Source organism: Massilia sp. CFBP 13721 (genome assembly GCF_014842025.1).
In the GTDB taxonomy this organism is placed as follows: Bacteria; Pseudomonadota; Gammaproteobacteria; order Burkholderiales; family Burkholderiaceae_D; genus Telluria.
This window is the reverse complement of record NZ_JACYUY010000019.1, coordinates 20,968-45,878: the sequence shown is the minus strand read 5'-3', so window position 1 is coordinate 45,878 and position 24,911 is coordinate 20,968. Positions and strand designations below refer to the sequence as shown.

The following is a 24,911-nucleotide window of genomic DNA, read 5'->3' as shown; positions in this document are numbered from 1 at the left end:
CAGTTCAGTCTGGAGGGCGCACCCGAGCATGTCAATTTGCTACGGGTGCTGTAGTACAGAAAGCAACAGTTGTGTTTACGTAAGGATGACGTAAGGAAAATCAGCCTGTCGGCGCAGTACTAGTTAGTGCGCCGGCACGGGCTTCTTGCCGCGCATCTTGTTAATCAAGGTAACGACGATCAGCACCAGCACGCCGACCGCGATCCCGACCAGGGCGTCGAACAGCACCGGGCCAACTGCGTGCAGCAGGCCGCCGATGGCCGGCACATTCGCCAGGCTGGTCGCAAAACCTTCCGAGTAATGGTGCAGCAATGCCCAGTTGTGGCTGACGATGCCGCCGCCGACCATGAACATCGCGGCGGTGCCGACGATCGCCAGGAATTTCATCAGGCGCGGCGCCAGCGCCAGCAGCATGCGCCCCAGGCCCTGGGCAACGCCGCCCGATTTCTGGGTCAGGTACAGGCCGGCGTCGTCCATCTTGACGATGGCGGCCACCAGCCCGTAGACGCCGATCGTCATCACCAGGGCGATGATGACCAGCACCGCCAGCTGCTGCATGAACGGCATCTGCGACACCGTGCCCAGAGAAATCACGATGATCTCGGCCGACAAGATGAAATCGGTGCGCACCGCGCCCTTGATCTTGTCCTTCTCGAGCGCGACCAGGTCTTCCTTGGTGGCGACGGCCGTGACCAGGCGTTCCTTGTGGGCCGTGTCTTCTTCAGGGCTGTGCAGGAATTTATGGGCCAGTTTTTCCGCGCCCTCGAAGCACAGGAAGGCGCCGCCGATCATCAGCAATGGAATGATCAGCCAGGGGACGAAGGCCGAGATCAGCAATGCCGCCGGCACCAGGATCGCCTTGTTCCAGAGGGATCCCTTGGCCACCGCCCACACCACCGGCAGTTCGCGCGAGGAATCGACGCCCGTGACCTGCTGGGCATTCAGGGCGAGGTCGTCGCCGAGCACGCCCGCGGTCTTCTTGGCCGCCACCTTGGTCATGACGGACACGTCGTCGAGGACGGTGGCGATATCGTCGAGTAAAGCGAGCAAACTGCCTGCAGCCATGGACTACTCCTGAAGATGTACGAAATTAACAATATGGCAGCATCTTAACCGAGCGCCGCTGGCGCGGGCACACGGTTCAGCGCGATAAAATGCGTTTCACGCCCGAAAATCTGCAGCTCGTCGCTTTGGCGGCACCGGTGCCAGCCGGTGTACGTATAGTCAGTATCGAAGGCTGCGCGAAGTTACCCTCAACCTCGCAGCCTCGCCCGCCGACGGAGACCATGATGATGACACCGACCCCCAGCCATACCCCGAATTCGACCCACGGCAAGACCGCTGCCCCGCTGCGCCGCACGCGTCCGCCGAAACGCAAGACGCGCATCACGATCTACCTCGACGACGAAGTGCTGAACGAATTCCGCACCCTGTCCGAGCGCTGCGGCACCGGCTACCAGACCCTGATCAATGCCGCCCTGCGCACGCGCCTGGCGGCGGCCGGGATCGAACCGGGCCTGCTGTGACGGGCGCGCCTTCAAACGGCGCCAAATAAAACGCAGCGTATCGTGGCGCCCGTTTGAAGGGTGCGAGAAAGTTACAAGTGGCAAACATTTGTGCTACTCTTTCCGCTCTTTCAAACCCGGAGGCACCATGAAAAAAGGCGAACTGATCGCGGAATTTGCCAAGCGTACCGAGATGTCCGGTAGCGCTGCCAACAGCGCGGTCAACACGATCATCGAGATCATCACCGAGCGTCTGAAAAAGGGCGACACGGTCGGCATCACCGGCTTCGGCACCTTCTCGATCACCAAGCGCGCAGCGCGCAAGGGCCGCAACCCGGCAACGGGCGAGGTCATCAAGATCGGCGCATCGAAGACGCCACGTTTCTCGGCCGGCGCCACGCTCAAGGCTGCCGTCAACCCGCGCAAGAAGTAACAGTCATTTGTAGCCTGCATGGCGTGGCGGCAGGATGCCGCGCGCCATTTCCCTCCTGTTCCCTCGCCAGTCCGTTTCCCGAGTTCTCCCCATGTCTTTCGCTACCTGGATCGCCTTCGTCATCGCCGGCACCGTGATCGCCATTTCTCCCGGCTCCGGTGCCGTCCTGTCGATGTCGCACGGGCTGGCGTATGGCGTCAAAAAGGCCAGCGCCACCGTGCTCGGCCTGCAGTTCGGCCTGATCCTGGTGCTGGCGATCGCCGGCGCCGGCGTCGGCTCGCTGCTGCTGGCCTCGCCCACCGCCTTCCTGGTCGTGAAAATCATTGGCGCCCTCTACCTGATTTATCTCGGCATCGCGCAATGGCGCTCGAAAGCCGAGACCGGGCCGACGGCCAGCAGCGCCGGCCTGGCCGCGCACCCCTCGTTCGGCAAGCGCGTGCTGACCGGTTTCCTGACGAATGCGACCAATCCGAAAGGCATCATTTTCATGGTCGCGGTGCTGCCGCAATTCATCTCGAAGGATGCCGCCCTGCTGCCGCAACTGCTGATTTTGGGCGTGACCATGGTCACCATCGACAGCCTGGTCATGCACGGTTACGCGACCCTGGCCGCCTCGATGCAGAGACTGTTTCGCGATCCGCGCGCGATGCGCATCCAGAACCGGTTTTTTGGCGCCGTCCTGGTCGTGGTGGGATCAATGTTATTTTTCGTCAAGCGCGCGGGCAGCTGAAACGCGGCGGCATGTGTCGGTTGTGCACGATGTGCAACCGTCTGTAACCCCGGTTGTCGTGGCCTGGCTGTCTGCGGTGTAATCAGGTCGACGCATTCCGTCCCCCTCGCCTGGAGCTTTCGATGACTCTCCGTCTACTCACCACCGCAACGCTGCTGGCGCTGGCGGTTCATTCCACTGTCGTGCACGCGCAGGAAGATCCGCCGGCTCGCGTCGGCCGCGTCGCCCTGGCGCAAGGCCAGGTCACTATCAGCAGCGCCGGCGAGACCGCGAATGCCGCGCTGGTGAACTGGCCGGTCACCTCGAACCAGACCATCTCGACGGCGCCCGGTGCGCGCACCGAACTGCGCATCGGCTCGACCGCGATCCGCCTCGACGGCGACTCCGCGCTGGAAGTGCTGCAGCTCGACGACGAGCAGTTGCGCCTGCGCCTGCATTACGGCAGCGCCAGCATCCGCGTCGTCAACGAGGAAGTGGCCGGCGGTTTCGAGGTGACCACGCCGCAGGCGCGCGTGCTGCTGCAGGGGCCGGGCCGGCTGCGCGTGGATGCCGAGCGGGTGCGCGACACCAGCAGCATCGGCGTGTTCGACGGCGTGGCGATCGTCGAAGGCGGCGGCGAGCGCCTGACCGTGCGCAGCGGACGCAGCGCCGAGGTACAGGGCAGCGATCTGCGCACGACGCAAGCGCTGGCCGATGCCTTCGACGACTGGGCGCTGGCACGCGACCGCGAGACGCAAGCCGTGCGCGCCACCCGCTACGTGCCGGCCGAGATGACCGGCTACGAAGACCTCGACCGCTATGGCAGCTGGCGCGACGACAGCGAATACGGCGCCCTGTGGCTGCCGACGGTCGGCTCGAACTGGGTGCCCTACCGCGACGGCCGCTGGACCTGGGTGGCTCCCTGGGGCTGGACCTGGGTCGACAATGCGCCCTGGGGCTATGCGCCCTTCCACTACGGGCGCTGGGTCCACGTCAACAACCGCTGGGCCTGGGCACCGGGGCGCCTCGAGCGCCATCCGGTGTGGGCGCCTGCCCTGGTCGGCTGGGTCGGCGGCGCCGGCTGGAGCATCAATGCCGGAACGTCGATCGCCCAGGGCTGGTATCCCTTGTCTCCCTACGACCGCTTCGTGCCCGGTTACCGCCTGTCGGACAACCGTCTGCGGCGCCTGAATGCCCATGACGGCAAGCACGATGGACGGCGCGACGGCCGTCCCGACTACCGCCAGCGCGGTCTCACCGTGGTGCCGCAAGACCGTTTTGGCCAGCGCGGCGAAGTCGTCGTCAAACACGAACCGCGCGCCACGCCGCCGGCGAACTGGCAGGCGACGCCTGGCGCCCAGCCGCCGGTGCCGCGTGGCTGGCGCGAGCGTAACGCAGACGATGCACGCCGCCCTGACGGGCGCGATGGCCGCGATGGCCGCATCGGCGAGCGGCGCGGCAACGATAACGATGGCGTTGGCCGTCCGGATGGGCCGCGCGTGGGCCGCGGCGACAACGACAGCTGGCGCCGTGATGGCCGCCAGCCCGGACGCGATGGCCAGCCGCCGGCCGCCCAGCCGGCGCCGCCAGCGCCCTTGATGACGGCGCCGCCCACCTTGGTGCAGTCGCCGCAACCGGGTTTCGTGCGCCAGCCGGGCGTGATCACGACCGTTCCCCAGCCCGACCGGCAGCGCGACTGGCGCGGCCGCGATGGACGGGAAGGACGTGAAGAACGCGGTGCCTTCGAGGATGGCCAGCGCCAGCGCGGTTTCGGCCAGCGGCGCGACGCCGCCCCGGCCATCGACGCTGCGCCGCAGCCGCAACCGCAGCCATTTACCCAGCAACAGCGCGGCGGTACGGCCGGGATGATGGAAGCGGCCGCCGCCCGTGCGCAAGCCCAGGCCCAGGCGCAAGCACAGGCGCAGATGCAACGGCAGGCGGCGGCCGCCGTCGCGCCACCGCCGCGTGCAATGCCGAGTCCGCCGCCCGCGCCCGCCATGGCGCCGCCCCAGGCGGCGCCGGCGCGGCAAGAGGGGCCGCAGCGGCGCGGCAATGACGGTCCGCGCCAGCGCGACGGCGCGCGCCAGATGGACCGCTGAGGTGGTACTGGCGGGGACCAGTTTCACGCGCCAGCCCCGCATTGGCTACAATGACGTTTTGCACAGGAGCCATCATGGACCCGAAAGATTCCCTCATTGAATACCCGAGCGACTTCCCGATCAAGGTGATGGGCCCGACGCACGACGCCTTCCCTACCACGATCGTCGAAGTGGTCTGCGGCTACGACCCGACCTTCCACGATGGCCGCATGGAAGTGCGTCCGTCCGGCAAAGGCAACTACACGGGATTGACCTGCACCGTGCGCGCCACCAGCCGCGCCCAGCTCGACGATCTGTACCGCGCCTTGTCGGCGCACCCGATGGTCAAGATCGTGATGTAATCGGTTCGGCGGGCGAGGGCGCCGGGCAAGCCGCCCGGCACTGGCATATAATGTCGGGGCTGTCCACCTTCCCACCGGATCCCATGCACCCCACCCGCCCCGCCAGCCCGCTGATTCGCGCGCTGGGCCGTGCCGATTACGAACCCGTGTTTACGGCGATGCGCGCGTTTACCGATGCGCGCACCCCGGACACGCCCGACGAACTCTGGATCGTCGAGCATCCGCCGGTGTTTACATTGGGCCTGGGCGCCGACCGCGGCCACCTGCTGGCCGGACCCGGCGTGCCGCAGCACGACATTCCCGTGGTGCAGACCGACCGCGGCGGCGAAGTAACTTACCACGGTCCCGGCCAGGTCGTGATCTACCTGCTGATGGATTTACGCCGTAACAAGCCGGGCGGCAAGTTATATGCGCGGCAATTTGTGGAAAAAATCGAACAGGCGGTCATCGACGTGCTGGCGGCGTATAATCTCGGCGGTGAACGCGTTGCCGGCGCGCCCGGCATTTATATTGCCGCCGGCCCGCGCCGCGGCGCGAAGATCGCCGCGCTCGGCCTCAAAGTGCGCGGCAACGGCTGCACCTATCACGGCGTGTCGCTGAACGTGGCGATGGATTTAGCGCCGTTTACCTGGATTAATCCCTGCGGCTATTCCGGCCTCTCCACCGTCGACATGCGCACCATGGGCATCGAGGCGCCGCTGGCGGACGTACAACAGGCGCTGGCGCACGCACTCGTGCAGCACCTGGCGCCCGCCGCAACCGAACAAACCAACTGAAGCCCGCCTGGGCTAGAGCGACATGACTACCGACACCGATACCGGTCTGAATCCCGCCTATAACGCCACCGACAAGCAAAAAGGTGCCAACAAGACCTCGCGCATCCCGATCAAGATCGTGCCGATCGCCGATGCCGAGCGCCTGAAAAAGCCGGACTGGATCCGGGTAAAAGCGGCGACGGCGTCCTCGCGTTTCTACGAAATCAAGGACATCCTGCGCGCGAACAACCTGGTCACCGTCTGCGAAGAAGCGAGCTGCCCGAACATTGGCGAATGCTTCGGCAAGGGTACGGCCACCTTCATGATCATGGGCGACAAGTGCACGCGCCGTTGCCCGTTCTGCGACGTCGGCCACGGCCGTCCCGACCCGCTCGACGTCAACGAGCCGGGCAACCTCGCCAAAACCATCGCCGACCTGCGCCTGACGTATGTCGTGATCACCTCGGTCGACCGCGACGACCTGCGCGACGGCGGCGCCGGCCACTTCGTCGACTGCATCAGCAAAACCCGCGCGCTGTCGCCGAACACCAAGATCGAAGTGCTGGTGCCCGACTTCCGCGGCCGCCTGGCGAAAGCGCTGGCGATCTTCGCCGACGGCTTGCCGGACGTGATGAACCACAACCTGGAAACCGTGCCGCGCCTATACAAGGAAGCGCGCCCCGGTGCCGACTACAAGCACTCGCTCGAGCTGCTGCGCGATTTTAAAGCGCTGTACCCGAACGCGGTGACGAAATCCGGCATCATGGTCGGCCTCGGCGAAACCGACGAAGAGATCCTGCAAGTGATGCGCGACATGCGCGAGCACAATGTCGAGATGCTGACCATCGGCCAGTACCTGGCGCCGTCGAACTCGCACCTGCCGGTGCGCCGCTACGTGCACCCGGACCAGTTCAAGAAGTTCGAAGAAGCGGCCTACGAAATGGGCTTCGTCCATGCCGCCGTCGGCGCCATGGTGCGCTCTTCGTACCATGCGGACGTGCAGGCGCACAATGCGGGCGTGGCGGCGTAAGCAGTCCGGCTTGCAGCACAAATAAAAACGGCCTTCGCGAAGGCCGTTTTTTCATGGGCGCTGCTTTGCGCTCATTCTGCGCTCATTGCAGGGTCGCCGTCCCCTTGAACTTGTCGTTCAATTCGCTTTCGTTGCGCTGTACCCGTTCGATCACCTGCGCCTCCGCACCGACGGCGTGCGTCGGCACGATGCGCGGCGTGATCACGACGATCAGTTCGGTCGAGCTGCCGGTCTGCTCGCTGTTCGAAAACAGTTTACCTAATCCCGGCACGTCGCCCAGCAGCGGCACGCCGGTGCGGCGCAGGCCGGCGTTGGCCTTGATCAGGCCGCCGATCAGGATCGATTGGCCGTTTTCCGCCACCAGCTGGGTATTCACTTCGGTCGTCTTCTTCGACGGGATGCCGCCCAGGAAGGTCCCGGAACTCACTTCCGGACGCACCCGCATCGCTATTCTCCCATCGTTGTCGACCGACGGCGTCACGCGCAGGATCACGCCGGTCTCGAGGAATTCGATGGTCTCCGTCGTGATGTTGTTGAGCGTCGTCGTGACCCGGTAACCGAGCTTGTCGCCGACGTTCGTCGTCGCTTCCTGGTTTTCCAGGGTCAGCAGCTTGGGCGTGGCCAGCGTGCGCACCCGGCCCTTGTTGCTCAGCGCATTCAGGTAGACGTCGACGTTTTTATTCACCAGGTTGAACACCAGGCCGGCGCCGCCGGGCGGCACCAGCCCGCGGGTGCCGATGTTGCTGATGCTGGTACCGGCGTCGCCGCTGAACACCTTGTTCCATTCGATGCCGAAGTTTTCGTTGTCGTCGAGCGTGATCTCGAGGATCTTCGCTTCGATCATGATCTGCTGCGGCTGGGTATCGATCTCGCGGAGCAGCGCGGTGATGCGTTTCATTCCCTCCGGCGTGTCCTCGACCACCACCATGCGCCGCGTTGGCAATACCGTCACCTTGCCGCCGCGGCCGACGTGTTTCGCCAGGATGTCGGCCACCAGCTGCGGCTCCGAATACAGCACCTTCATGGCGCGTACTTCCATCTGGCCGCCCGGTACGACTTCGGCTGCCGGCTGCGCCGGGTTGACGATCACATAGCCATTCTCGCGCGTGAGCACCTGGTAGCCGCCGGCTTCGGCGATCGCATAGATCGCCTGGCGTGGCGTCATGTCGTACAGGCTGACGGCGACATTGCCGGTCACGCCTTTGCCCAGCATGATGTTGACCCGTTCGTGGCGCGAGATCATCTCGAACAGCTCGGCGATCGGGGTGTCGCGAAAGACGAAGGAGGTCGGTGCGCTTTTTTGCGGCGTGGCCGTCGACGACACGGCGGTGGCCGGCTGCGCGGGCGCCGCTTGCGGCATGGCGGCTGCATGCAACGCGACGGCGAGCAAAGCCCCCGCGGCGGCCAGGTGATAAACAGTATGCTTCATTTGCGGCTTGCCTCGTTCAGGAGCAGAACGCTTTTCACGCCGCGTTTGTCGAGCGTGACGCCGCGTTCTTCCACCTTGATCAGTTGATAGTCGCCGAACCACTCGCCGACGGCGAGGATCTGGCCATTGATGTTTGCCAGTGCGCGCCCCGGCGTCACCATGACGGCGCGCAGCTGCGGCAAGGCTTGCGGCGTTTCCGGCTCGGCCTCGACGCGTGGCGCCGGCGCGGCAGGGCGCGCAAATGGATCGCGCAGCGGCGTCGCCCGGGCGCCGGCGCCCGTCAGCGCCAGTGCGCACGCCAATGAGGTGGTCAGGATGTGCTTCATGGTGTGCCTTCTTGCGGCCGGAATGCCGCGATGCGTATTTTCATGGTCACCTGTCCCGGCGTCGCGGCAGGGTGCATCTCGAAGCCGGCAATGGCCAGGTTCGACTGCGCGCGTTCGATCGCCTCCATCCAGGCCAGCAGGCTGGCATACGGACCGCTGACGTCGGCATCGAAGCCGGTCTGGACAAAGGCCAGCACCATCTCGTCCGGCACCGGAACGATGCCGTGCAGGGTGACGCCCTGGGCTTGTGCCAGCGCGCCCAGTTCGCCGACCAGGCGCACCTGCAGTTGCGTCGCGCCGCCCGCCGGGGCGCCACCGAGGCCCTTGGCCAGCAGTTCGGTGTCGTGCGCGAGCACCGCCAGCTGTGCCGCGAAGGGGCGCGGGTCGGTGCCGGCCAGTTCGAGCTGGGCCTGCTCGGCGCGGACCGTGCGCAAGGCCGTCAAGGGCGCGCGCAGGACATACATCCAGAGTGCGGCCGCCACGATCAGGAGCAGGCCGGCGCCCATCAGGTGCAGCTGGCGCGGCGGCAGCGCGGCGGCTTTATGGATCAGGGTAGCGTTCATGGTCTCTTTCCACGTTTGACGAGCGCGGCGGTGGCCTTGAATTGCACGGCACCGCCTTCCAGGGCCGGCGCCGTGCTGCTGTTCAGGAAGCGCACGTCCGCGAGGGCCGGATCGGCCGCCAGCGCCGCCAGGAAGCGCGTCATGGCGTCGGTGTCGACGGCCTGGCCATCGATCTCGATCTGGCTGCCCAGGCGCCAGGCCTGCACGGCGCCGGTTTGCGGGCTGCCGGCCGCGACGCGTGCCTGCACTACGCCGGCCGGCAGCGGCGCCGGCGGCGGCGCCTGCAGCAATTCCTGGGAGCGCGAAAAACGCAGCCCCTCGAACCAGACCTTGGCGTCGATCGCGGCGTCCACGCTGGCCGCGAGCGCCGCGACTTCGCCGCTGCCGCGCAAGGCAGCCAGGGCGGCGACGTTGTCGGCCAGCAGGTCCTTGCGTGCCTGGGCGTCGATCAATTGGGTGCGCAGCGTGCTGGCCTGGCCCGAGGCCGTGCGGCTCTGTTCCAGGCGCGGCGTTTCCAGAGACAGGCGCCAGTGCAGCAGCGCGCTGGCGCCGCCGCCGGCCACCAGCAGCAGCGCCAGCGCGCTGCCATACACTGTTAACGTGCGCCGCACGCGCACGCCCTCGCGGTAGCTGCGCGGGATCATGTCGATATCAGCCACGTACTTCTCTCCGTAATGCCAGGCCGGCCGCCAGGGCGATGCCGTGGGTGTCGCTGCCGACCGGCGCCGACAGCGGCGCGCCGCTAAAGGCGCGCATCGGATCGAGCAGCTCGACCGGCAGGCGCACCAGTTCCTCGACGCGCTGTTCGATATGGCGGTAGCGCGCCACGCTGCCGTTCAGGTAGACGCGGCTGATCGCGCTGCCGCGCGTGCGCGAGGCCACGTACACCTGCGTGCGCACCAGTTCCTCGGCCAGCGCGGCGAATTCCTGGTGCAGGATCTCGCGCAGCGTGCGCCCGATGTCGGGCGCGGCGCCGTTCGGGCCATGCTGGGCGCCGGCCGGGGTGCCGATGCCGTGCTCGCGCAACAGCGCCAACGCCACTTCGGTATTCAGCCCAAGCGCGCGCGACAGGCGGTCGACCAGCTGCATCTCGCCGAACTCGATCTCGCGGTCGAGCATCAGGCGCCGTCCCCAGATCACGGTGAGATAGCTTTTGCTGGCGCCGAAATTGATCAACAGGACCGACTGGTCAAAATCTTCCTGCATCGCCGCGAGCAGGCGCGCGATCGCGGCCGGGCCGATGTCGAGCGCCACCGGTTCCAGGCCGGCGCTGCGCAGCGTCTCGAGGTAGGCCAGCACGTTGTTCGATGCCGCCACCGCCGCCAGCACCTGCTTTTCCGGGCCGGCCGCCTCGACGCTGCGCACCTGGTAGTAGTCGACCACCGACTCGGCCGCCGCGGCGCCGAGCTGCTCGCGCACGGCCTTGGCCACGGCTTGCCCCTCGCTCTGGTTGCCCGGTACGTGCACCGTCAACGGCAGGATGCGCACCTCGCTCGGCGCCAGCACCGACACCACGCGCCGTCCGGCGAAGGGCGCGGCGGCTAACGCCTCTCGCACGAAGGTTTTCAGGCGGCGCCGGTCCGCCAGCAACTGGGCGCGCTCGACCGGGTAAGGTAGCGACAGCGCCGCACGTACCGCCAGGCCGCCGGGCGCGGGGGCAGTCTGCACCATGTTCAGGCGCTGGGCGGCGAAATCGAGGCCGATCGGGGAGGGCGCCGTACTTTTGTGCGCCAGTGAAGCAAACCAGGACTTCATGCGACCGCCTTTTCTGGTTCTGCTGGTGCGCTGACGTGCACCGCATTGCCGCCGGCACGCTTGGCGGCGTACAGCAATTCGTCGGCCAGCTTATAGGCGCCGTCGAAGCCGAGGCTGCCTTCACGCGGCAACTGCACCAGGCCCAGGCTCACGGTCGGCTGCACGCTGCAGCTTACCGTGCACGCCATCTTGCCCGCGATCGATGCCAGCGCCGCTTCCACCCGCGCCGGCGCGTCGCGGCCGCACAGCAGCAGCGCGAACTCGTCGCCGCCGAGGCGCGCCAGGTACTCGACGTCGCCGGCCAGGCCGCCGAACGCCACCTGCACCGCGCGCAGCACCTCGTCGCCGCAGCCATGGCCGAAGGTGTCGTTGATTGCCTTGAAACGGTCGATGTCGAACAGGCCGAACCAGCAGGGGATGCCCGCGCCATGGTGATGCGCCACCACGCGGTCGAAATCGCGTTCGATGTGGCGCCGGTTCCAGGCGCCGGTGAGATGGTCGCGGTTCACCAGTTCGGTCAGTTCGCGCTGGGCCTGCTCCAGATGAAAGCGCAGCGCCAGGTCGTGCTTGCGCAGGCCGAGCGCACGCGCGACCAGCGCCAGCGAGATCACCGCCGCCACCAGCATCAGGCACTGCAGCACCCACAGGTCGAGCGCGGCGAAGCGCAGCCGGCTCAGGTAAGTGGAGGCGGTAAACATCAGGTAGATGGCGCCGGTAGTGAGCGCCGCTTCGCGCAGCCCCCAGGGTACGACGGGCACCAGCATGATCAATACCGCCACGCTCAATAGCAGCATCGCGTGCAGGTGGCCCGAGCGCTGCGCCAGCAGCACCAGCGACGAGCCGCACACCACCAGCAACAGCATCGCCAGCAGGTACAGGGCGCGCAGCTGTTCCACTTTTGCACTCGACAGGTAGACGTGCAGCGCCAGCAGGCACAGCACCGAATACGTATAGGTGTAGGCGCTGCCGAGTGCGAACACGGCCGACATGGCGGCGGCCAGCGCCAGGAACAGCAGGGCGACCAGGCTCAACAGGGCGACGCCGCGCCGGGTTTCGTCCGTGATCACGGGTGCGGCGTAGTCGCGCAGTTCCGGTGCGCCGAAATCGAGGCAGGACCAGACGCCGGACAGGTCGTTGAAGGTGGAAGCGGTTGTTTTCATGGCTTTGTTCTTGTTGTTAAGTGCAGCGCTTGTAATAGCGGACGATCAGTTCCGGCTTGTTGCCGCCGTTGAAACTGACGAAGGTCACGTTCGCCACGTTGGTCGGCTTGAGCAAGACGCCGTAATTCGGCACCGAGCGGTTGGCCCAGCTGTCCGCGAGCGCGTCGACGCTCCATGTGTAGGCGCCATTGAAGGCGCCATTGCCCGGATCGATCACGACGCTGGCGCTGGCCGTTGGCACGTAGTCGCCGCCCCGGGTGGTCCATAGTCCCGGCCCGGCCTTTTCCCAGGTCGCTTCCTTGGCTTTCCACTCGCGCGTGATGCGGTGCACGGCCAGCGCGCGGCCCGGCTGGGTCGCGTTGCCGTTGTTCTTGGTGATTTTCAGGGTGGCCTGGATCACCGCGCCCTTGTCCAGGTCCCCCGGCATCTTGAACAGGACCAGCGGGTGCGCCTTGTCCTGGGTTGCGGTCAGGGTGTCGGCACCGTTCTGGCCGGCATTACCGCCCTCGATGATGGTGGTGTCGTCGTCGCCGCCGCCGATGATGGTCGCGTTCTTGACTTCGGTCAGGTTGATGACCTGTTCCTTGCGGGTCAGCGCGTACACGGTCTTGCGCTCGCTCGTCGTCGCAATCAGGCTGATCGTGAGGTTGCCGCCGCCCATACTGGTGTTCCTGGCGTCGACGGCAACGCTCCCGAGGACGGCGCCGGCGGCATCCTTGAAACTGATGGTGCCGAACCTGGCGTCGTCGCTATCGCAGTCGTCTTTGCCGGCACGCCATTTGGCAAGCTGGAGGCCGCTGGCAGCCAGGTAGCGCGCGCGTTCGATTTCGTACTGCGCATCCACGGCGGCCACGTTCATGCTGCCGTCGTAGGTCATCGTATACGCGAGCGTGCCGATCACGGCCAGCGTGAGCGCTACCGGCAGCAGCAGGATGCCGCGCTGGCTGGTAAGGCTCATCGCGTGGTCCCCATGCGGACGGTGGCCACCGCCGTGGTGCTGGCGGCGCCGCGTTCCATGCTCAGGCTGACCCTGATGGCCGGCTGGGATGCCTCGGTAACCGGCATGGTGAGCTCGAAGTTGGTCACCGTTTTGGGATCGGTCAGGACGTAGGTCTCCGTGCCCCGCTGCTCGACCAGCATGCCGGCGCGGGCGCCGGGGCTGATGATGAGGCTGAAAACGGCCTCGGGTTTCAACCACTCCTCGGGCAGTTTGTTCTGCATGTCGAGCGGTGGTGCGGTCGCGCGGATGCGCGCGACGATCCGCTCGAGGGCGAAGTCGGCATCGCGTTCGAGCGCAACCTGGTCGTCGGCGATGCGCGCGACGTTCGACGCGGTGCCCAGCATCGGCACCAGCGGCACCATGACGAGCGCCGTGATGGCCAGGCCGATCAACAGTTCGACCAGGCTGAGACCATGTGCCCGGTGCAGCGGATGCTTGCTCATCGCGACACCAGGGTGGCGAACGAATAACCCTTGTCCGAGCTGAGCGAGACGAACAGCAGGGCCGATTCGCGGCGCGACGCCGTGGTCGAGGTGAGGAGGGCGGGCGGCTGGCTGCCGGATTGCTCGTACAGCGCAATCGTCAGGCTGCGCTCCACGTTCGCGCAGGAGGCGTCGTCGGGAAGCGCATAGTCCGCAGCCGTGCCCGTGCCTTTGGCGGCTTTCCACAGGGTCGGGTAGGGTTCTGCGAGGATGGTTTCCATCGTATTTTTCATGCAGCGCAGCTCGCGTGCCTTGTCGACGCCGACCGTGGACGCCATGATGCCGTTCCGGATGGCGTCGCCCATCGGCACCGCGCAGATGGCCAGCAGGACGACGGCGACCATGATTTCGACGAACGAAAAGCCGCGCTCCCGACCGGCCGTTTTTACAAATCTGCTTACAGACCAACTCACAGGCTCACCCTGGCCGTGACCGGGGCGATGCGCACGACACGTTCGACATTGCCGTAGCGCACCGTGATCTTGGCCTCTTCCTTCAAGGGCTTGATTTCCTTGGTGCCGAGCAGCAAGCCGAACAGTTGGCCGACCGCGCTCTTGTCGACATACACAGGCATGCCGTCCGGTCCGAACAAGGCGTAACTGCTGGTAAAACCACCTTCATATTTAAAAACGGAACTGACCAGCGTTGCGCGCAGCATGCTGTTGCCGCCAAAGCGGATCTGGTAATCGCGCTTGTCGATCGGGTGGGTAACCGGGGCGGTGTCGCCGGCCGGGGTCGGCTGGTCGACCCGCAGTGCCTGGGTGGCGGGATCGATGCTGACGACGCAATAATTATTCGTGCGGACCGCTTCGCGCTGGGCGAAGCGGAGGGCGCGGGCAATCTCCGCGGCGGCCGCATCGGCGGTCGTGGCGGGAGACAGGGAAGAGGCCTGGGGGATGGCGATGACGGCGACGATGCCGAGGATGGCAACGACAACCAGCATCTCGGCCAGCGTGACGCCCGCGTGCCGAACGGCAGGACAACGCGTCACGATGGACCTGCTGGATTATTTTGCGGACAGCAGGGTGACGCCGTCGCGTGCCAGCTTGGTGCTGTTGATCTGGAGCGCGCCCGTCGTGTTGAGGAAACGCCAGCCGGTCGTCGCCGCGCCTGGTGGGTTGGTGGCTTCGGCCGTGACGACGGTGACGTCATTCTTGTTGGTCAGCGGTTCGACCGGGATTGCGCGCAGGTAAGGGCCGTAAATGTAGCCGGCAACCTGGGTGCTGCAGCTATGGCCGCTGGCGCTGCTGTATTTGGTCAGCTGGTCGGTGAAGGTGGTGGCATCGTTATCGGTCGTGGCGCCGGCAGTCGGGCAAGCCGTCGCTGGCGCGGTCCCGACAGGTGCTTTGGACGGGTAGTTGCCATTATGCTGGGCACGATACAGCTCGATTGCCGAGCGCATGGTCGTCAGGTTGGCGATCGACGCCGATTCCTGCGCATCGCCCGAGGTATTCGAAAACTGCGGGATCGCAATCGCCGCCAGAATGGCGATGATGATCACGACGATCAGGAGCTCGATGAGCGTGAAGCCTTGGACGGCACGGCGGCGGAAAGTAGAGGTCATGGTCTTTTAGTAGAATGGGCCAAGGATGGCTTGCCAGTCGGCAAGTTCTTAACGAGTAGCAACGAAGAGTAACATGAACCATCGTTTCCTTTGTTGCCGATGCGCATTAACTTTTTCCAATTGTGGTTTTCAGTGCACAGCCCGTGACATTTTGAAAATGGGCAGGATGATCGACGTGACGATGGTCCCGACCAGCACGCCCATCACGAGCAGCATCACCGGTTCCGCCATCTTCGCCAGGCTGTTCAGTTGGCGCGTCAAATCCCGCTCGTAGAAGTCGGCGACGCGTCCCATCACCCGTCCCAGGTTGCCGGTCTGTTCGCCGGTCTCGATCATCTGCTTGACGCTGACCGGGATCAGGGGGCTGTCGCGGAAACCGGCGGCAATCCCGCGTCCCTCGGTCACCTGCACTTCGAGTTCGCCGATAAACCGCTGGAACTCGGCGTTCGGGATCACGTCACGGCAGGCGCCGAGCGTGGCCAGAATGGTCACGCCCCGATCGAGCGAAATCCCCATCACGCGCATCAGGCGCGTCAGGTAGATCTTGATGAAGATATCCTTGACCAGCGGCAGGCGCAGCTTCAGGCGGTCGAGGCCTTCGCGTACGTCGGGACGGCGCAGCGCCAGCAATGCGCCGGCAGCCAGGGCCAGCGTGCCGATGCCGAAGACGGCGCCGTGTTTAGTCAAGAGTTCGCTGGCGAAAATGAACACCTTGGTCGTGACCGGCAGTTCGTCGTAGATCGCGGTGAACATCACCGAGAACTTCGGGAACACGGCGACCAGGATGAAGACCACCACCAGCACCGAAAACACGATCAGGAAACCGGGATAGGACAGCGCCGAGACGATCGTGCTGCGCAGCCGTTCCTGTTTCTCGTCCATCTCGACCAGTTGCTCGAGCACCTCGGCCAGGAAGCCGCCTTCCTCGCTGGCGCCGATCAGGTTGATGTAGGTGGGCGGGAACAGGTCCGGGTGCCTGGCCAGGGCTTCGGAAAAGCGCTGGCCGCCGACGATGTCGTCCGCGACTTCACCGACGATCGCCTTCAAACGCGGCTTGCCGGCTTGTTCATGCAGCGCACGCAGCGCGTCGTGCAGCGGCACCCCGGTTTCCAGCAGCAGGGTCAGGCGTTCGGTGAACATCACGCGGTCGGCACTGCCGATGCGCTCCCCGGACGTCAGGGTCCAGGCCGGCCGGCGCGTCGTCCGTACTGTCGGTGCCGCCGCGTCGGCGGGCGCGTCATCCCATTCGAGTGCCATCGTCGGTCCTTATAACGAATGCACGACGCGCGCGATTTCTTCGGGCGTGGTGTCGCCGCCAAAGGCGCGTTCCATGCCGTCGGCATACAGGTCGCGGTGGCCGGTACCTGCCACGTGCTGGGACATCGCATCCTTGCTGGCGTTCGCCACGATCATGCGCGCCAGGTCGGGGCCGACTTCGAGCAGCTCGTAGATGCCGAGCCGTCCCTTGTAGCCGGAGTCGTAGCACGAGGGGCAGCCACGCCCCTTCAGGAGTTTCAGATTGCCTTCTCCCTTGTAGCCGTAGGCGGCCGCCGCGCCTGGCGGCACCAGGTAGCTGGTTTTACAGCCCGGACAGATGCGCCGCACCAGGCGCTGCGCCATCACGCCGATCAGCGCCGACGACAGCAGATACGGCTCGACCCCCATCTCGACCAGGCGCGCCACTGCGCCCAGGGTGTCGTTGGTGTGCAGGGTGGTCAGCACCAGGTGGCCGGTGAGCGCCGCCTGCACCGCGATTTCCGCGGTTTGCCGGTCGCGCACCTCGCCCACCATGATGATGTCCGGGTCCTGGCGCAGCACGTGTTTCAGGATTTTCGGGAAGGTCAGGCCGATCGCATCGTTGACCTGGTTCTGGTTGATGATGTCGAGCTGGTATTCGACCGGATCCTCGATCGTGACGATGTTTTTTTCGATACTTTTGAGGTAGTTGATCGCCGCGTACAGGCTGGTAGTCTTGCCGCTACCCGTGGGGCCGGTGACCAGGATCAGCCCGTGGCTGCGCCCGAGCAGCCGTTTAAACGTGTCGACCGCGCCGCGGTTCATGCCCAGTTTATCGACGTCGAGGATCGACTGGTTTTTGTCGAGCACGCGCAACACCACCTTTTCGCCGTAGATGCCGGGCAGCGAGGAAAAGCGCAGGTCGACCGAGCGGCCTTGCGTCATTACCTGGATGCGGCCATCCTGCGGCAAGCGGCGTTCGGCGATGTCGAGGTGCGCCATCACCTTCAGACGCGAGACGATCGCCGGATGCAGCTCGGGGCGCGGCGACATGACTTCGTACAGGATGCCGTCGATGCGCAGGCGAATGCGCGACTTGTTGCGCGAGATTTCGATGTGGATGTCGCTGGCGTTGTCGTGGATCGCGCGCTGGATCACGGCGTTGACCATGTTGATCACCGGGCTGGCGCCGGCCATCTGGTCGATCTGCGTGTAGTCGTCCGGGATCTGGTTGTCCACCAACTCGAGGTCGTTCGCCTCGCTGTGGATAAAATCCGGCATGGTGCCGCCGTAGGCATCGTCGCGCACGCGGTTGATATCAAGCGGCGGTGCCATCGCCACGCGGATGCGGCAGCCGGTGCGGGCGCGGATCTCGTCGATGCTGTGCACCGCCTGCGGCTCGCCGGTGGCGATCGTCAGCGTGTTCTCGACCACGAACAGCGGAATCACGTTCAGGCGCTTGGCCACGTCGCGTTCCAGCAGCGAGACCGCCACCGGATCGTACAAACCGGCGCGCAGGCTGACGAAAGGCAGGTCGAGCTGCTCGGCCAGCGCCTGGAACAGCGCCGACTCGGACAGCCATTTTTTCTCGACCATGATGAAACCCATGCGCTTGCCGGTCTGCTCCTGCAGGCGCGCCGCTTCCGCCACCTGGGCGGCGGTGACGATGCCGCGTTCGACCAGGATGTCGCCCAGCTTGGGCTGGGCGCCGGTGCGTGCCGCCTTCGGTGGCGCCTGCGGCGCGTCGTACAGCGCGACCTGGTCGGCGACCCCGGTGACCTTCAGGATATCGAGCAGCAGCGGGCTCGGATAGGCCAGTTTCAGCCAGCCGCCCAGCGATCCGAGCCGGTTGGCCGCGCGCATCGTCAATTCGAGTGCGCGTCCGGACAAGAGCGGCACCTTGCCCAGGTCGAGCACGATGCTGACCTGGTGCTGGGCGATGCACTCGGCGATCGCACTTTCCACCGCATCGATGGCGTCGCTTGCCACCAGCGCCATCGACGGCGCCAGGTAGGTCATCGAGCCGATGCGGCTGCGGGTGACTGCGTCGCTCATTTAGGCCGCCTGCTCCTGCACGCGGTCACGGGCGATATTGAAACGCACGATCCATTCCGGCTCCAGGGCGCAGACGTCCTCGAACACCTTGATGATCGCCGGGTCGAGCTGGCTGCCGGCCACGCGTGAAATCTCCGCCATCGCCACTTCGTGGCTGCGCCCGGCGCGGTAGGCGCGCGAGCTGGTGATCGAATCGTAGGTATCGGCCACCGCGATGATGCGCGCGTGCAGCGGAATGTCGTTGCCCTTCAACCCGTGCGGATAACCGGTGCCGTCGTACTTTTCCTGGTGGTGGCGCGCGCCCGGCACCGCACCCTTTAAACGGTCGATGTGGCGCAGGATTTCATAGCTGCGCTCCGGGTGCACTTTGATGAACGTGAACTCGTCCGCGGTGAGGCGGCCCGGCTTGCACAGCACCGCGTCGGGGATGCCGATCTTGCCGACGTCGTGCAGCAGCGAGCCCCAGAACAGGTCGTCGGTATCGCGCGAACCGAGATTCATCGCCTTGCCGATCTCCATCGTGATGTAGTGCACGCGCTCGGAGTGGCCGCGCGTGTACGGGTCTTTCGCTTCCACCGCTTCGATCAGGGCGTTCGCCATCTGGTCGTTGAATTTCTGCGTCTCGGCCAGCATGCCGTACATTTTGGAGAGGCCCGACAGCTGGTTCGCCAGCAGTTCGCCCAGCTTGCGGTCGCTGTTCGAAAAATCGGGTTTGGCCAGGTGGTTGGCCAGTACCAGGATCGCCACCACGCTGCGGTCGTGGATCACCGGGCAGCACAGCAGTTTGAAAGGTAAATCGGTAAAGATGTAGGCGCGGCGCGGGTCGGCGACGTCGTTGATGACGATCGGCGCGCGTGCCGAGTGCGTGAAGCGATACAGATCGCCGCGCATCTCGACCAGCACCAGGTCCAGGTTGTGGATCGGCGCCGACAAATTTGTAGCGTGCACGCACAGGTTCTCGCCCGGTTTCACGAAGGCGGCGACGTCGGCATCCATGTGCTCGGCCCAGCTTTGCAGCAATCGCTGGAACAGGTCGGCGCCGGGTTCGAGCTGTTGCACGGTCTTGTCGATCGCGTACACCAGGTGCAGTTCTTCGTAGCGCTCGGACAGTTCCAGCGCCATGTTGTCGAGTTCGCGCTTGGCCGCGGCTTCGTCGGCGATGCCGGCGCCGATGTCCTCAAAAGTCTCGGCCAGCGCATCCCAGGCGGTCGGCGCGGCCGCTTCGGTGGCGACGCGCACGGCCAGGTAGCCAAGCAGGCCGGTCTTGCCGTGGATTGCCATGTACAGCAGGGTGGCGCCGTCGCCATCATGGCGCTGCATGCCGTCGCCGACGCAGGGCCAGGTAAAACCGGCCGCGCAGGCGCTGGCGATCCAGGCGCCGACGTCGCTGCCGGCCAGGCTGGAAAAGGCGAGGCTACCGTCCGCGCCGCACACCGCGAAATCGTAATCGACGCCGGTGATGCGACGCAGCCAGCGCGCGTGGCGCGTGAAATCGAGGTCGTTCAGGATGTTAGCGTGCATCGGGGTTCTCCTGCGGGGCGGCGGCGTTGGTGAAATAAGTGGTCAGGCGGGCGATCAGCTGGCGCGGGCTGAGCGGCTTTTCGAGGAATTCGACGTTCGCCAGTTCGCGTACCCATTCGCGTTCCTGTGAGGCCGTCATCGAGGTCATCACGAAGATCGGGAAGGTCTCGTCGGGATAGCGTGCGCGCGCGGTGCGGCACAGTTCGCGGCCGTTCATGCCCGCCATCTGGATGTCGCTGACCATGACGTCGGGGCGGCGTGCGCTCATCTTGTCGAGGGCCTCGTTGCCGTCGTTCGCGCTCAGGACGTCGTAGCCATCGCGTTCGAGCATCAGGCGCAGCACGCGGATCACGTGCGGCTCGTCGTCGACGAGCAGGATGGTTTTTTTCATAAGACTTGGCCTCCGTCGACCAGGGCCGGCATTTTCTTCAGGTGGATGGCGAACACGCTGCCGTGTCCCAGCTCGCTTTCGATCGTCAGGCGGCCGTGGTGCAGCTCGATGATCTGGTTCGTTAAATACAGCCCGAGGCCGTGGCCGCCGCGCTGTTCGGTACCGGTTTCGCGCACGCGATAGAATTTTTCGGTGACGCGCGCGGTGTCTTCCGCGCTCATGCCGATGCCGCTGTCGCGCACGGCGATGACGACGTCGGCGTCGCCTTCGTCGGCGGCCAGCACCACGTTGCCGCCGGACTGGTTGTACTTGATGGCGTTATTCAGCAGGTTGTTCAGGGCGATGCGGAACAGGTCCTTGTCGACCGAGACCGCCGCCAGTTCGCGCGCCACCTGCAATTCGAGGCGGATGCCCTTGCTTTCGGCGCGGGTGCGCGCCTGCTGCCAGGCGTCGCGCAACAAATCGTCGAGTTTGACGCGGTGGCGTTCCGGACGCATGCTGCCCATCTCGAGCTTGCTGACGTTGAGCAGGTTGTTCACCAGCGAATTCATGCGCTCGACTTCGTCCTGGATCACGTTGATCGCCTCGACCCGCACCGCCGGATCGTCTTCGCCGACGTCGGCCAGCATTTCGCCGTACATGCCGATTACGTTCAGCGGCGACTTGAGTTCGTGCGCGGCGTGGGCGACGAAGTCGTTGCCGGCCTGGCGCGCCAGGTGTTCGCGGGTGGCGTCGCGCAGCACCACCAGGGTGCCGTAACCCATCGAATGGCCGAGCAGCGCCTGGGCGGTGGCCCACAGGCGTTTATCGGGCACACCGGCCGGGTTGAATTCGATCGTCATCTGGCTGCGCGTATCCAGCCCCGCGCCCTTGAAGCGCGCCAGCATCGCGCGCAGTTCGGGGTCGCGGCACCAGGCCTCGACCGGCTGCGACAGCACGTCGGCCACCGGCACGCCCAGCAGCGGCTCGATCTTGCCGGTGGCGAAGGTCACTTCGCCGGCCGGGTCGAGCACCAGCAGCCCGTCGGGCAGGCATTGCAGCACCGCCTGCATCTTGTTGCTGCCGTATTCGAGCAGCCTGCCGCTGGCCATGCTGGCCACGCTTTCCTGTTCCAGCTCGCGGATGCGCGTACTGGCCTGGTCGATGTAGCGATTCAGCTTACTGGCCAGGCCACGCACGTCGGCATCGCTGTCGCCGACCGTAGTCGCAGCCGATGCGTGGCTGGCCGCCTGTGTCGCCACCGAGCGCAGCTGATCACCCAGCGCAGCCAGCGGCGCCATTTCGCGCTTGATCACCAGATAGATCAGCGGCACCAGCAGGAACATGGCCAGCGCGATCAGCGCGTAGAAGGGCAGGTCCTTCATGTCGAACGGCGTGCGTGGCTCGAAATAGCCGATCCGCACTTGCGTCCTGGCGTCGGCGCTGGCCAGCGGGCCATGGAATTCGCGGATCGCGCGGCCGTTCTGGCCGGCGGGGATGGCGCGTTCGGCGAAACCGGTCAGCGTCAGCGGAGCACTCGGCGGCACCAGGACGCCGGCGCTGGCCACTTCGGCCAGGCTGCGGCCATCGGCGCCAGTCACGGCGGCATAGGCGAAATCGGGATTGTCGCGGTAAGCCAGGATCGATTCGAGCACCCCCGGCTGGCCGGTGCCCGGCGCCAGCACGGCGAGCGGCAGCGCGGCCAGCGACCGCACCATGCCCAGGCCTTGCACGCGCACCTGCTCGGCGTGTTCCGCCTGCTGGCGCTGCAGCAGCAGGGTGACGACAAGGGCGATCACGGCCAGCATGGAGCCGACGAGAATCAGGCCGATCCTGTTATTTTTCATTCTGGGCGGTCCTGCCTGGCGTTTGCTAGAGCGCAGGTCGACAGTAAGTGATGGGGAAGCGCAGACTATAGTTGAAAATTTCTTTGAGGAAAATAACATTCTGCCCCGATTGCCTATCCGGTCAAACTTTTGTCGATACCAGGACACACTTTCGGAAGAATCGTGAAGCGGCGAGCGCCGCTGCGGCTGTCTAGTGGAACAGGAGCCGCGCGTCATCCGCGCTATAGTGATAACAACCAGACATCACCTTCAACACACATGAGCAATCCACGCTACGACGCCGACACCGACACGGGCGACGACGACGCCTTCCTCGAACGCGAACTCGACCTCGCCGCGCGCGGCATCGAACTCGTCAAAATGGAAGGGCGCGTGTTCCTGCGTTTTTCCGGCGAAGTGAAATACGAAGGCTTGCGCGTGCCGTATGCGCTGGTGCCCGCGCGCGGGGTGCTCGCCAAACCCAGCAAATGGCGCAAGATGGATTTGATTGCGCGGCGCGAGCTGATCGAAGAACGCACCGGTGACAAGGCCCTGGCCGAACTGCATCTCGATGCCGAGGAATTCGTGCGCGACATCGCCGAGCAGGCCGACGACGCCGGCTTCGATCCGCGCCTGTTCCTCGGCGTGCTCGACGAACTGGAAACTTCGGAGCCGGCCGAGTATGTGTTCGAGCGCATCCGCCAGCGCGTCGAGCACGCGATCGAGCGCGAGCAGGAAGAGCGCCACGCCGCCCGCACCAAGGAAAGCATCAACCTGGCCGAGTACCCGGAATCGTTCGAGGTGGCCAGCCGCATGCAACGTAAATTCATCGCGCTGTTGGGGCCGACCAATTCCGGTAAAACCCACCGTGCGATGGAAGCGCTGGCCAAAGCCAAAAGCGGCGCCTATCTCGCGCCGCTGCGCCTGCTGGCGCTGGAAAACTACGAACGCCTGCAGGCGGCGCGCCCGCATGGCGAACCGTTGAAGGTCAGCCTGATCACGGGGGAAGAGCGGCGCGTGACCGAAGGCAGCACCCACGTCGCCAGCACCGTCGAGATGCTCGACAGTAAAACGCCGATCGAGGTCGCCGTGATCGACGAGATCCAGATGCTGGCCGACCGCGACCGCGGCGCCGCCTGGACCGCCGCCGTCTGCGGCGCGCCGGCCGCCACCGTCTACCTGGTCGGCGCCCCGGAAGCGCGGCGCGCGATCGAAGCCCTGGCCGAACGGCTGGAGGTGCCGCTCGAAGTCCACATACTGAAACGCATGGCGCCGCTGGCGATGGAACCGGGGCCAGTCCGCAAACTGTCGAACCTGCGCCGTGGCGATGCGGTGATCGCCTTTTCGCGGCGCGACGTGCTGATGTGGCGCGACATGATCACCGAAAAGGGCTTATCGGTCGCCACCGTCTACGGCAATCTGTCTCCCGAAGTACGCCGCGCCCAGGCCGAGCGCTTCCGGGAAGGAAAAGCCGACATCGTGGTCGGCACCGACGCCCTTGCCATGGGGCTGAACATGCCGATCGCGCGCATCGTGATGACGACGGCGGTGAAATACAACGGCTATGAGGAAGAGGAAATCTCGGCGGCGCTGGCGAAGCAGATCGCCGGGCGCGCCGGCCGCTACGGCGTCCATGAAGAGGGCTTTGTCGCCGGCTACGACGACGACACCCATGAAGTCATGCGCGCCCTGATGAAGGAAAAGATCCCGCCGGTACCAGCCAGCGGTTTCGCGGTGGCGCCCTCGCTCGAGCAGTTACATCGGATATCGGCGGTGACGGGCGAGACCTCATTGGTAAAACTGCTGCGGCGCTTCGTCCACAACATCGACGTGCCGGACGGTTTCTTCTATCCACGCATCACCGAAGACCAGAACGAACGCGCCGAATGGCTCGACACCCTGGAGCTGACGGTGGCCGAGAAATTCATGCTGTCGCTGGTGCCGATCTCGAACCGGGTGCCGATGCTGCAAAGCGCATGGGAACACTGGGCGCTGTCGCTGGCCAGGAAAAAAGTCTCGAAACTGACCCCGCAGCCGGGCGGGCTGCAGTGGAAAAATTTGCAGGAAGTCGAAGACACTTGCCGCATGTACTCGGCCTATGCCTGGCTCGGTTACCGCGAGCCGGAGTTTTTCCCGAGTATCGAGGAAGCGCAACAGCTGGCGCGCGAGGCGTCGGAGCGGGTCGACGCGCTGCTGCAGCAGCAGAATGCGGCAACGCGCAAGCGCCAGGGAGGCGTCGTCAGCAAGCCCAAGCGGCGGGCGTGATGGCGGGCGGGGTGATGGCGGATCGGTTACGATATCAAATTAGCCACCAGATCACCCCACCATGACCACCGCACCTACTTTAGAAGTCTTTAACCAGCGCGGCATCGGCAAGTTCCCAGGCTACCTCGGCATCGAAGTCCTCGAAGTCGGCCACCAGACCCTGACCGCGCAATTGCCGATCAAGCCGCACCACCTGGCGCCGAACGGCTACCTGCACGCCGGCAGCGTGGTGACGCTGGCCGATACCGCCGCCGGCTATGCCTGCGTCGCCAACCTGCCCGAAGGCGCGCAGAATTTCACGACGATCGAGCTGAAATCGAACCATTTCAGTACCGCGCGCGAAGGCACCATCGTCGCCGTGGCGACCGTGGCGCATCTGGGCCGCACCACCCAGGTCTGGGACGTGAAGGTGACGGACAAAGCGAATGGCAAGACGATCGCCTTGTTTCGCTGCACCCAAATGATTCTCTACCCGAAGAGCACTTGA

26 protein-coding genes are annotated in these 24,911 nt (G+C 65.5%); 9 read left to right on the top strand and 17 right to left on the bottom strand.

The genetic code is table 11. From position 1 onward, the window contains the following. Nucleotides 1-123 precede the first annotated feature (123 nt). On the bottom strand, nt 124-1,065 hold the full coding sequence (locus tag IFT60_RS17730) for a DUF808 domain-containing protein (RefSeq protein WP_192053949.1): 942 nt from the start codon (nt 1,063-1,065) through the stop codon (nt 124-126). Nucleotides 1,066-1,286: 221 nt separating this feature from the next. On the opposite strand from IFT60_RS17730, the gene IFT60_RS17725 reads away from it, so the two are divergent. The 7 genes from IFT60_RS17725 to lipA all read left to right on the top strand — a co-directional run bounded on the left by IFT60_RS17725 (nt 1,287) and on the right by lipA (nt 6,872). Continuing rightward, nucleotides 1,287-1,526, top strand: coding sequence for a BrnA antitoxin family protein (locus IFT60_RS17725; protein WP_229510966.1), 240 nt, complete (start codon nt 1,287-1,289; stop codon nt 1,524-1,526). 127 nt (nt 1,527-1,653) lie between these two features. Next, a complete protein-coding gene (locus tag IFT60_RS17720; protein WP_192053947.1) occupies nt 1,654-1,938 on the top strand; it encodes an HU family DNA-binding protein in 285 nt (94 codons plus the stop codon). Nucleotides 1,939-2,029: 91 nt separating this feature from the next. Beyond that, the gene (locus IFT60_RS17715; RefSeq protein ID WP_192053945.1) at nt 2,030-2,668 is read left to right on the top strand and encodes a LysE family transporter; all 639 of its coding nucleotides are present in this window, start codon (nt 2,030-2,032) and stop codon (nt 2,666-2,668) included. A gap of 122 nt (nt 2,669-2,790) precedes the next feature. Next, nucleotides 2,791-4,746 carry a DUF6600 domain-containing protein gene (locus tag IFT60_RS17710; RefSeq protein ID WP_192053942.1) on the top strand — a complete coding sequence of 652 codons (1,956 nt, stop codon included), beginning with the start codon at nt 2,791-2,793 and terminating at the stop codon, nt 4,744-4,746. Between the two features lie 74 nt (nt 4,747-4,820). Continuing rightward, nucleotides 4,821-5,087 carry a DUF493 family protein gene (locus tag IFT60_RS17705; RefSeq protein WP_192053940.1) on the top strand — a complete coding sequence of 89 codons (267 nt, stop codon included), beginning with the start codon at nt 4,821-4,823 and terminating at the stop codon, nt 5,085-5,087. A gap of 83 nt (nt 5,088-5,170) precedes the next feature. Next, complete coding sequence (gene lipB, locus IFT60_RS17700) at nt 5,171-5,863, top strand: lipoyl(octanoyl) transferase LipB (RefSeq protein ID WP_192053938.1); 693 nt, start codon at nt 5,171-5,173, stop codon at nt 5,861-5,863. A 22-nt stretch (nt 5,864-5,885) separates the two neighbouring features. Next, complete coding sequence (gene lipA, locus IFT60_RS17695) at nt 5,886-6,872, top strand: lipoyl synthase (RefSeq protein ID WP_192053936.1); 987 nt, start codon at nt 5,886-5,888, stop codon at nt 6,870-6,872. A gap of 82 nt (nt 6,873-6,954) precedes the next feature. Here lipA and IFT60_RS17690 read toward each other — a convergent pair whose 3' ends face one another. The 16 genes from IFT60_RS17690 to IFT60_RS17615 all read right to left on the bottom strand — a co-directional run bounded on the left by IFT60_RS17690 (nt 6,955) and on the right by IFT60_RS17615 (nt 22,180). After that, the gene (locus tag IFT60_RS17690; RefSeq protein ID WP_192053934.1) at nt 6,955-8,301 is read right to left on the bottom strand and encodes a type II secretion system protein GspD; all 1,347 of its coding nucleotides are present in this window, start codon (nt 8,299-8,301) and stop codon (nt 6,955-6,957) included. Further along, the gene (locus IFT60_RS17685; protein WP_192053932.1) at nt 8,298-8,627 is read right to left on the bottom strand and encodes a hypothetical protein; all 330 of its coding nucleotides are present in this window, start codon (nt 8,625-8,627) and stop codon (nt 8,298-8,300) included. The genes IFT60_RS17690 and IFT60_RS17685 overlap by 4 nt, the downstream gene beginning before the upstream one ends. Beyond that, nucleotides 8,624-9,190, bottom strand: coding sequence for a hypothetical protein (locus IFT60_RS17680; protein ID WP_192053929.1), 567 nt, complete (start codon nt 9,188-9,190; stop codon nt 8,624-8,626). The genes IFT60_RS17685 and IFT60_RS17680 overlap by 4 nt, the downstream gene beginning before the upstream one ends. Next, nucleotides 9,187-9,849, bottom strand: a complete 663-nt coding sequence (locus tag IFT60_RS17675; RefSeq protein ID WP_192053927.1) for a PilN domain-containing protein — start codon at nt 9,847-9,849, stop codon at nt 9,187-9,189. The genes IFT60_RS17680 and IFT60_RS17675 overlap by 4 nt, the downstream gene beginning before the upstream one ends. Beyond that, nucleotides 9,842-10,945: a pilus assembly protein PilM gene (pilM, locus tag IFT60_RS17670; RefSeq protein ID WP_192053925.1), complete on the bottom strand. Its 1,104-nt coding sequence runs from the start codon at nt 10,943-10,945 to the stop codon at nt 9,842-9,844. The genes IFT60_RS17675 and pilM overlap by 8 nt, the downstream gene beginning before the upstream one ends. After that, on the bottom strand, nt 10,942-12,105 hold the full coding sequence (locus tag IFT60_RS17665) for a GGDEF domain-containing protein (RefSeq protein WP_192053923.1): 1,164 nt from the start codon (nt 12,103-12,105) through the stop codon (nt 10,942-10,944). Before IFT60_RS17665 ends, pilM begins: the two co-directional genes overlap by 4 nt. A gap of 16 nt (nt 12,106-12,121) precedes the next feature. Further along, nucleotides 12,122-13,063: a DNRLRE domain-containing protein gene (locus IFT60_RS17660; RefSeq protein ID WP_192053920.1), complete on the bottom strand. Its 942-nt coding sequence runs from the start codon at nt 13,061-13,063 to the stop codon at nt 12,122-12,124. Further along, nucleotides 13,060-13,548: a PilW family protein gene (locus IFT60_RS17655; RefSeq protein WP_192053918.1), complete on the bottom strand. Its 489-nt coding sequence runs from the start codon at nt 13,546-13,548 to the stop codon at nt 13,060-13,062. Before IFT60_RS17655 ends, IFT60_RS17660 begins: the two co-directional genes overlap by 4 nt. Continuing rightward, the gene (locus IFT60_RS17650) at nt 13,545-14,000 is read right to left on the bottom strand and encodes a type II secretion system protein (RefSeq protein WP_197986380.1); all 456 of its coding nucleotides are present in this window, start codon (nt 13,998-14,000) and stop codon (nt 13,545-13,547) included. Before IFT60_RS17650 ends, IFT60_RS17655 begins: the two co-directional genes overlap by 4 nt. Beyond that, nucleotides 13,997-14,578, bottom strand: coding sequence for a pilus assembly FimT family protein (locus IFT60_RS17645; RefSeq protein WP_192053914.1), 582 nt, complete (start codon nt 14,576-14,578; stop codon nt 13,997-13,999). The genes IFT60_RS17650 and IFT60_RS17645 overlap by 4 nt, the downstream gene beginning before the upstream one ends. A 15-nt stretch (nt 14,579-14,593) precedes the next feature. Next, nucleotides 14,594-15,151 carry a prepilin-type N-terminal cleavage/methylation domain-containing protein gene (locus tag IFT60_RS26310; protein ID WP_197986379.1) on the bottom strand — a complete coding sequence of 186 codons (558 nt, stop codon included), beginning with the start codon at nt 15,149-15,151 and terminating at the stop codon, nt 14,594-14,596. A 129-nt stretch (nt 15,152-15,280) separates the two neighbouring features. Continuing rightward, nucleotides 15,281-16,408, bottom strand: a complete 1,128-nt coding sequence (locus IFT60_RS17635) for a type II secretion system F family protein (RefSeq protein ID WP_192053912.1) — start codon at nt 16,406-16,408, stop codon at nt 15,281-15,283. 9 nt (nt 16,409-16,417) lie between these two features. After that, nucleotides 16,418-18,442 (bottom strand): ATPase, T2SS/T4P/T4SS family, encoded by a 2,025-nt coding sequence (locus tag IFT60_RS17630; protein ID WP_192053910.1) that lies wholly within the window; start codon nt 18,440-18,442, stop codon nt 16,418-16,420. Further along, entirely contained in the window at nt 18,443-19,963 is a 1,521-nt protein-coding gene (locus IFT60_RS17625) for an HD domain-containing phosphohydrolase (protein ID WP_192053908.1), read from the bottom strand. It abuts the gene before it with no gap. Continuing rightward, entirely contained in the window at nt 19,953-20,354 is a 402-nt protein-coding gene (locus IFT60_RS17620) for a response regulator (RefSeq protein ID WP_192053906.1), read from the bottom strand. Before IFT60_RS17620 ends, IFT60_RS17625 begins: the two co-directional genes overlap by 11 nt. Continuing rightward, on the bottom strand, nt 20,351-22,180 hold the full coding sequence (locus IFT60_RS17615; protein WP_192053904.1) for a sensor histidine kinase: 1,830 nt from the start codon (nt 22,178-22,180) through the stop codon (nt 20,351-20,353). Before IFT60_RS17615 ends, IFT60_RS17620 begins: the two co-directional genes overlap by 4 nt. Before the next feature lie 258 nt (nt 22,181-22,438). On the opposite strand from IFT60_RS17615, the gene IFT60_RS17610 reads away from it, so the two are divergent. Both IFT60_RS17610 and IFT60_RS17605 read left to right on the top strand, forming a co-directional pair. Then, nucleotides 22,439-24,424: a helicase-related protein gene (locus IFT60_RS17610; protein WP_192053902.1), complete on the top strand. Its 1,986-nt coding sequence runs from the start codon at nt 22,439-22,441 to the stop codon at nt 24,422-24,424. Nucleotides 24,425-24,485: 61 nt separating this feature from the next. Beyond that, nucleotides 24,486-24,911: a PaaI family thioesterase gene (locus IFT60_RS17605; protein WP_192053899.1), complete on the top strand. Its 426-nt coding sequence runs from the start codon at nt 24,486-24,488 to the stop codon at nt 24,909-24,911.

Coding starts and splice junctions, on each gene's coding strand:
- IFT60_RS17655 (WP_192053918.1), bottom strand. CDS start 13,548: ATGAGCAAGCATCCGCTGCACCGGGCACATGGTCTCAGCCTGGTCGAA.
- lipA (WP_192053936.1), top strand. CDS start 5,886: ATGACTACCGACACCGATACCGGTCTGAATCCCGCCTATAACGCCACC.
- IFT60_RS17615 (WP_192053904.1), bottom strand. CDS start 22,180: ATGAAAAATAACAGGATCGGCCTGATTCTCGTCGGCTCCATGCTGGCC.
- IFT60_RS17705 (WP_192053940.1), top strand. CDS start 4,821: ATGGACCCGAAAGATTCCCTCATTGAATACCCGAGCGACTTCCCGATC.
- IFT60_RS17685 (WP_192053932.1), bottom strand. CDS start 8,627: ATGAAGCACATCCTGACCACCTCATTGGCGTGCGCACTGGCGCTGACG.
- IFT60_RS17605 (WP_192053899.1), top strand. CDS start 24,486: ATGACCACCGCACCTACTTTAGAAGTCTTTAACCAGCGCGGCATCGGC.
- IFT60_RS17690 (WP_192053934.1), bottom strand. CDS start 8,301: ATGAAGCATACTGTTTATCACCTGGCCGCCGCGGGGGCTTTGCTCGCC.
- IFT60_RS17620 (WP_192053906.1), bottom strand. CDS start 20,354: ATGAAAAAAACCATCCTGCTCGTCGACGACGAGCCGCACGTGATCCGC.
- IFT60_RS17730 (WP_192053949.1), bottom strand. CDS start 1,065: ATGGCTGCAGGCAGTTTGCTCGCTTTACTCGACGATATCGCCACCGTC.
- IFT60_RS17665 (WP_192053923.1), bottom strand. CDS start 12,105: ATGAAAACAACCGCTTCCACCTTCAACGACCTGTCCGGCGTCTGGTCC.
- IFT60_RS17680 (WP_192053929.1), bottom strand. CDS start 9,190: ATGAACGCTACCCTGATCCATAAAGCCGCCGCGCTGCCGCCGCGCCAG.
- IFT60_RS17630 (WP_192053910.1), bottom strand. CDS start 18,442: ATGAGCGACGCAGTCACCCGCAGCCGCATCGGCTCGATGACCTACCTG.
- IFT60_RS17720 (WP_192053947.1), top strand. CDS start 1,654: ATGAAAAAAGGCGAACTGATCGCGGAATTTGCCAAGCGTACCGAGATG.
- IFT60_RS17715 (WP_192053945.1), top strand. CDS start 2,030: ATGTCTTTCGCTACCTGGATCGCCTTCGTCATCGCCGGCACCGTGATC.
- pilM (WP_192053925.1), bottom strand. CDS start 10,945: ATGAAGTCCTGGTTTGCTTCACTGGCGCACAAAAGTACGGCGCCCTCC.
- IFT60_RS17625 (WP_192053908.1), bottom strand. CDS start 19,963: ATGCACGCTAACATCCTGAACGACCTCGATTTCACGCGCCACGCGCGC.
- lipB (WP_192053938.1), top strand. CDS start 5,171: ATGCACCCCACCCGCCCCGCCAGCCCGCTGATTCGCGCGCTGGGCCGT.
- IFT60_RS17610 (WP_192053902.1), top strand. CDS start 22,439: ATGAGCAATCCACGCTACGACGCCGACACCGACACGGGCGACGACGAC.
- IFT60_RS17725 (WP_229510966.1), top strand. CDS start 1,287: ATGATGATGACACCGACCCCCAGCCATACCCCGAATTCGACCCACGGC.
- IFT60_RS17710 (WP_192053942.1), top strand. CDS start 2,791: ATGACTCTCCGTCTACTCACCACCGCAACGCTGCTGGCGCTGGCGGTT.
- IFT60_RS17635 (WP_192053912.1), bottom strand. CDS start 16,408: ATGGCACTCGAATGGGATGACGCGCCCGCCGACGCGGCGGCACCGACA.
- IFT60_RS26310 (WP_197986379.1), bottom strand. CDS start 15,151: ATGACCTCTACTTTCCGCCGCCGTGCCGTCCAAGGCTTCACGCTCATC.
- IFT60_RS17660 (WP_192053920.1), bottom strand. CDS start 13,063: ATGAGCCTTACCAGCCAGCGCGGCATCCTGCTGCTGCCGGTAGCGCTC.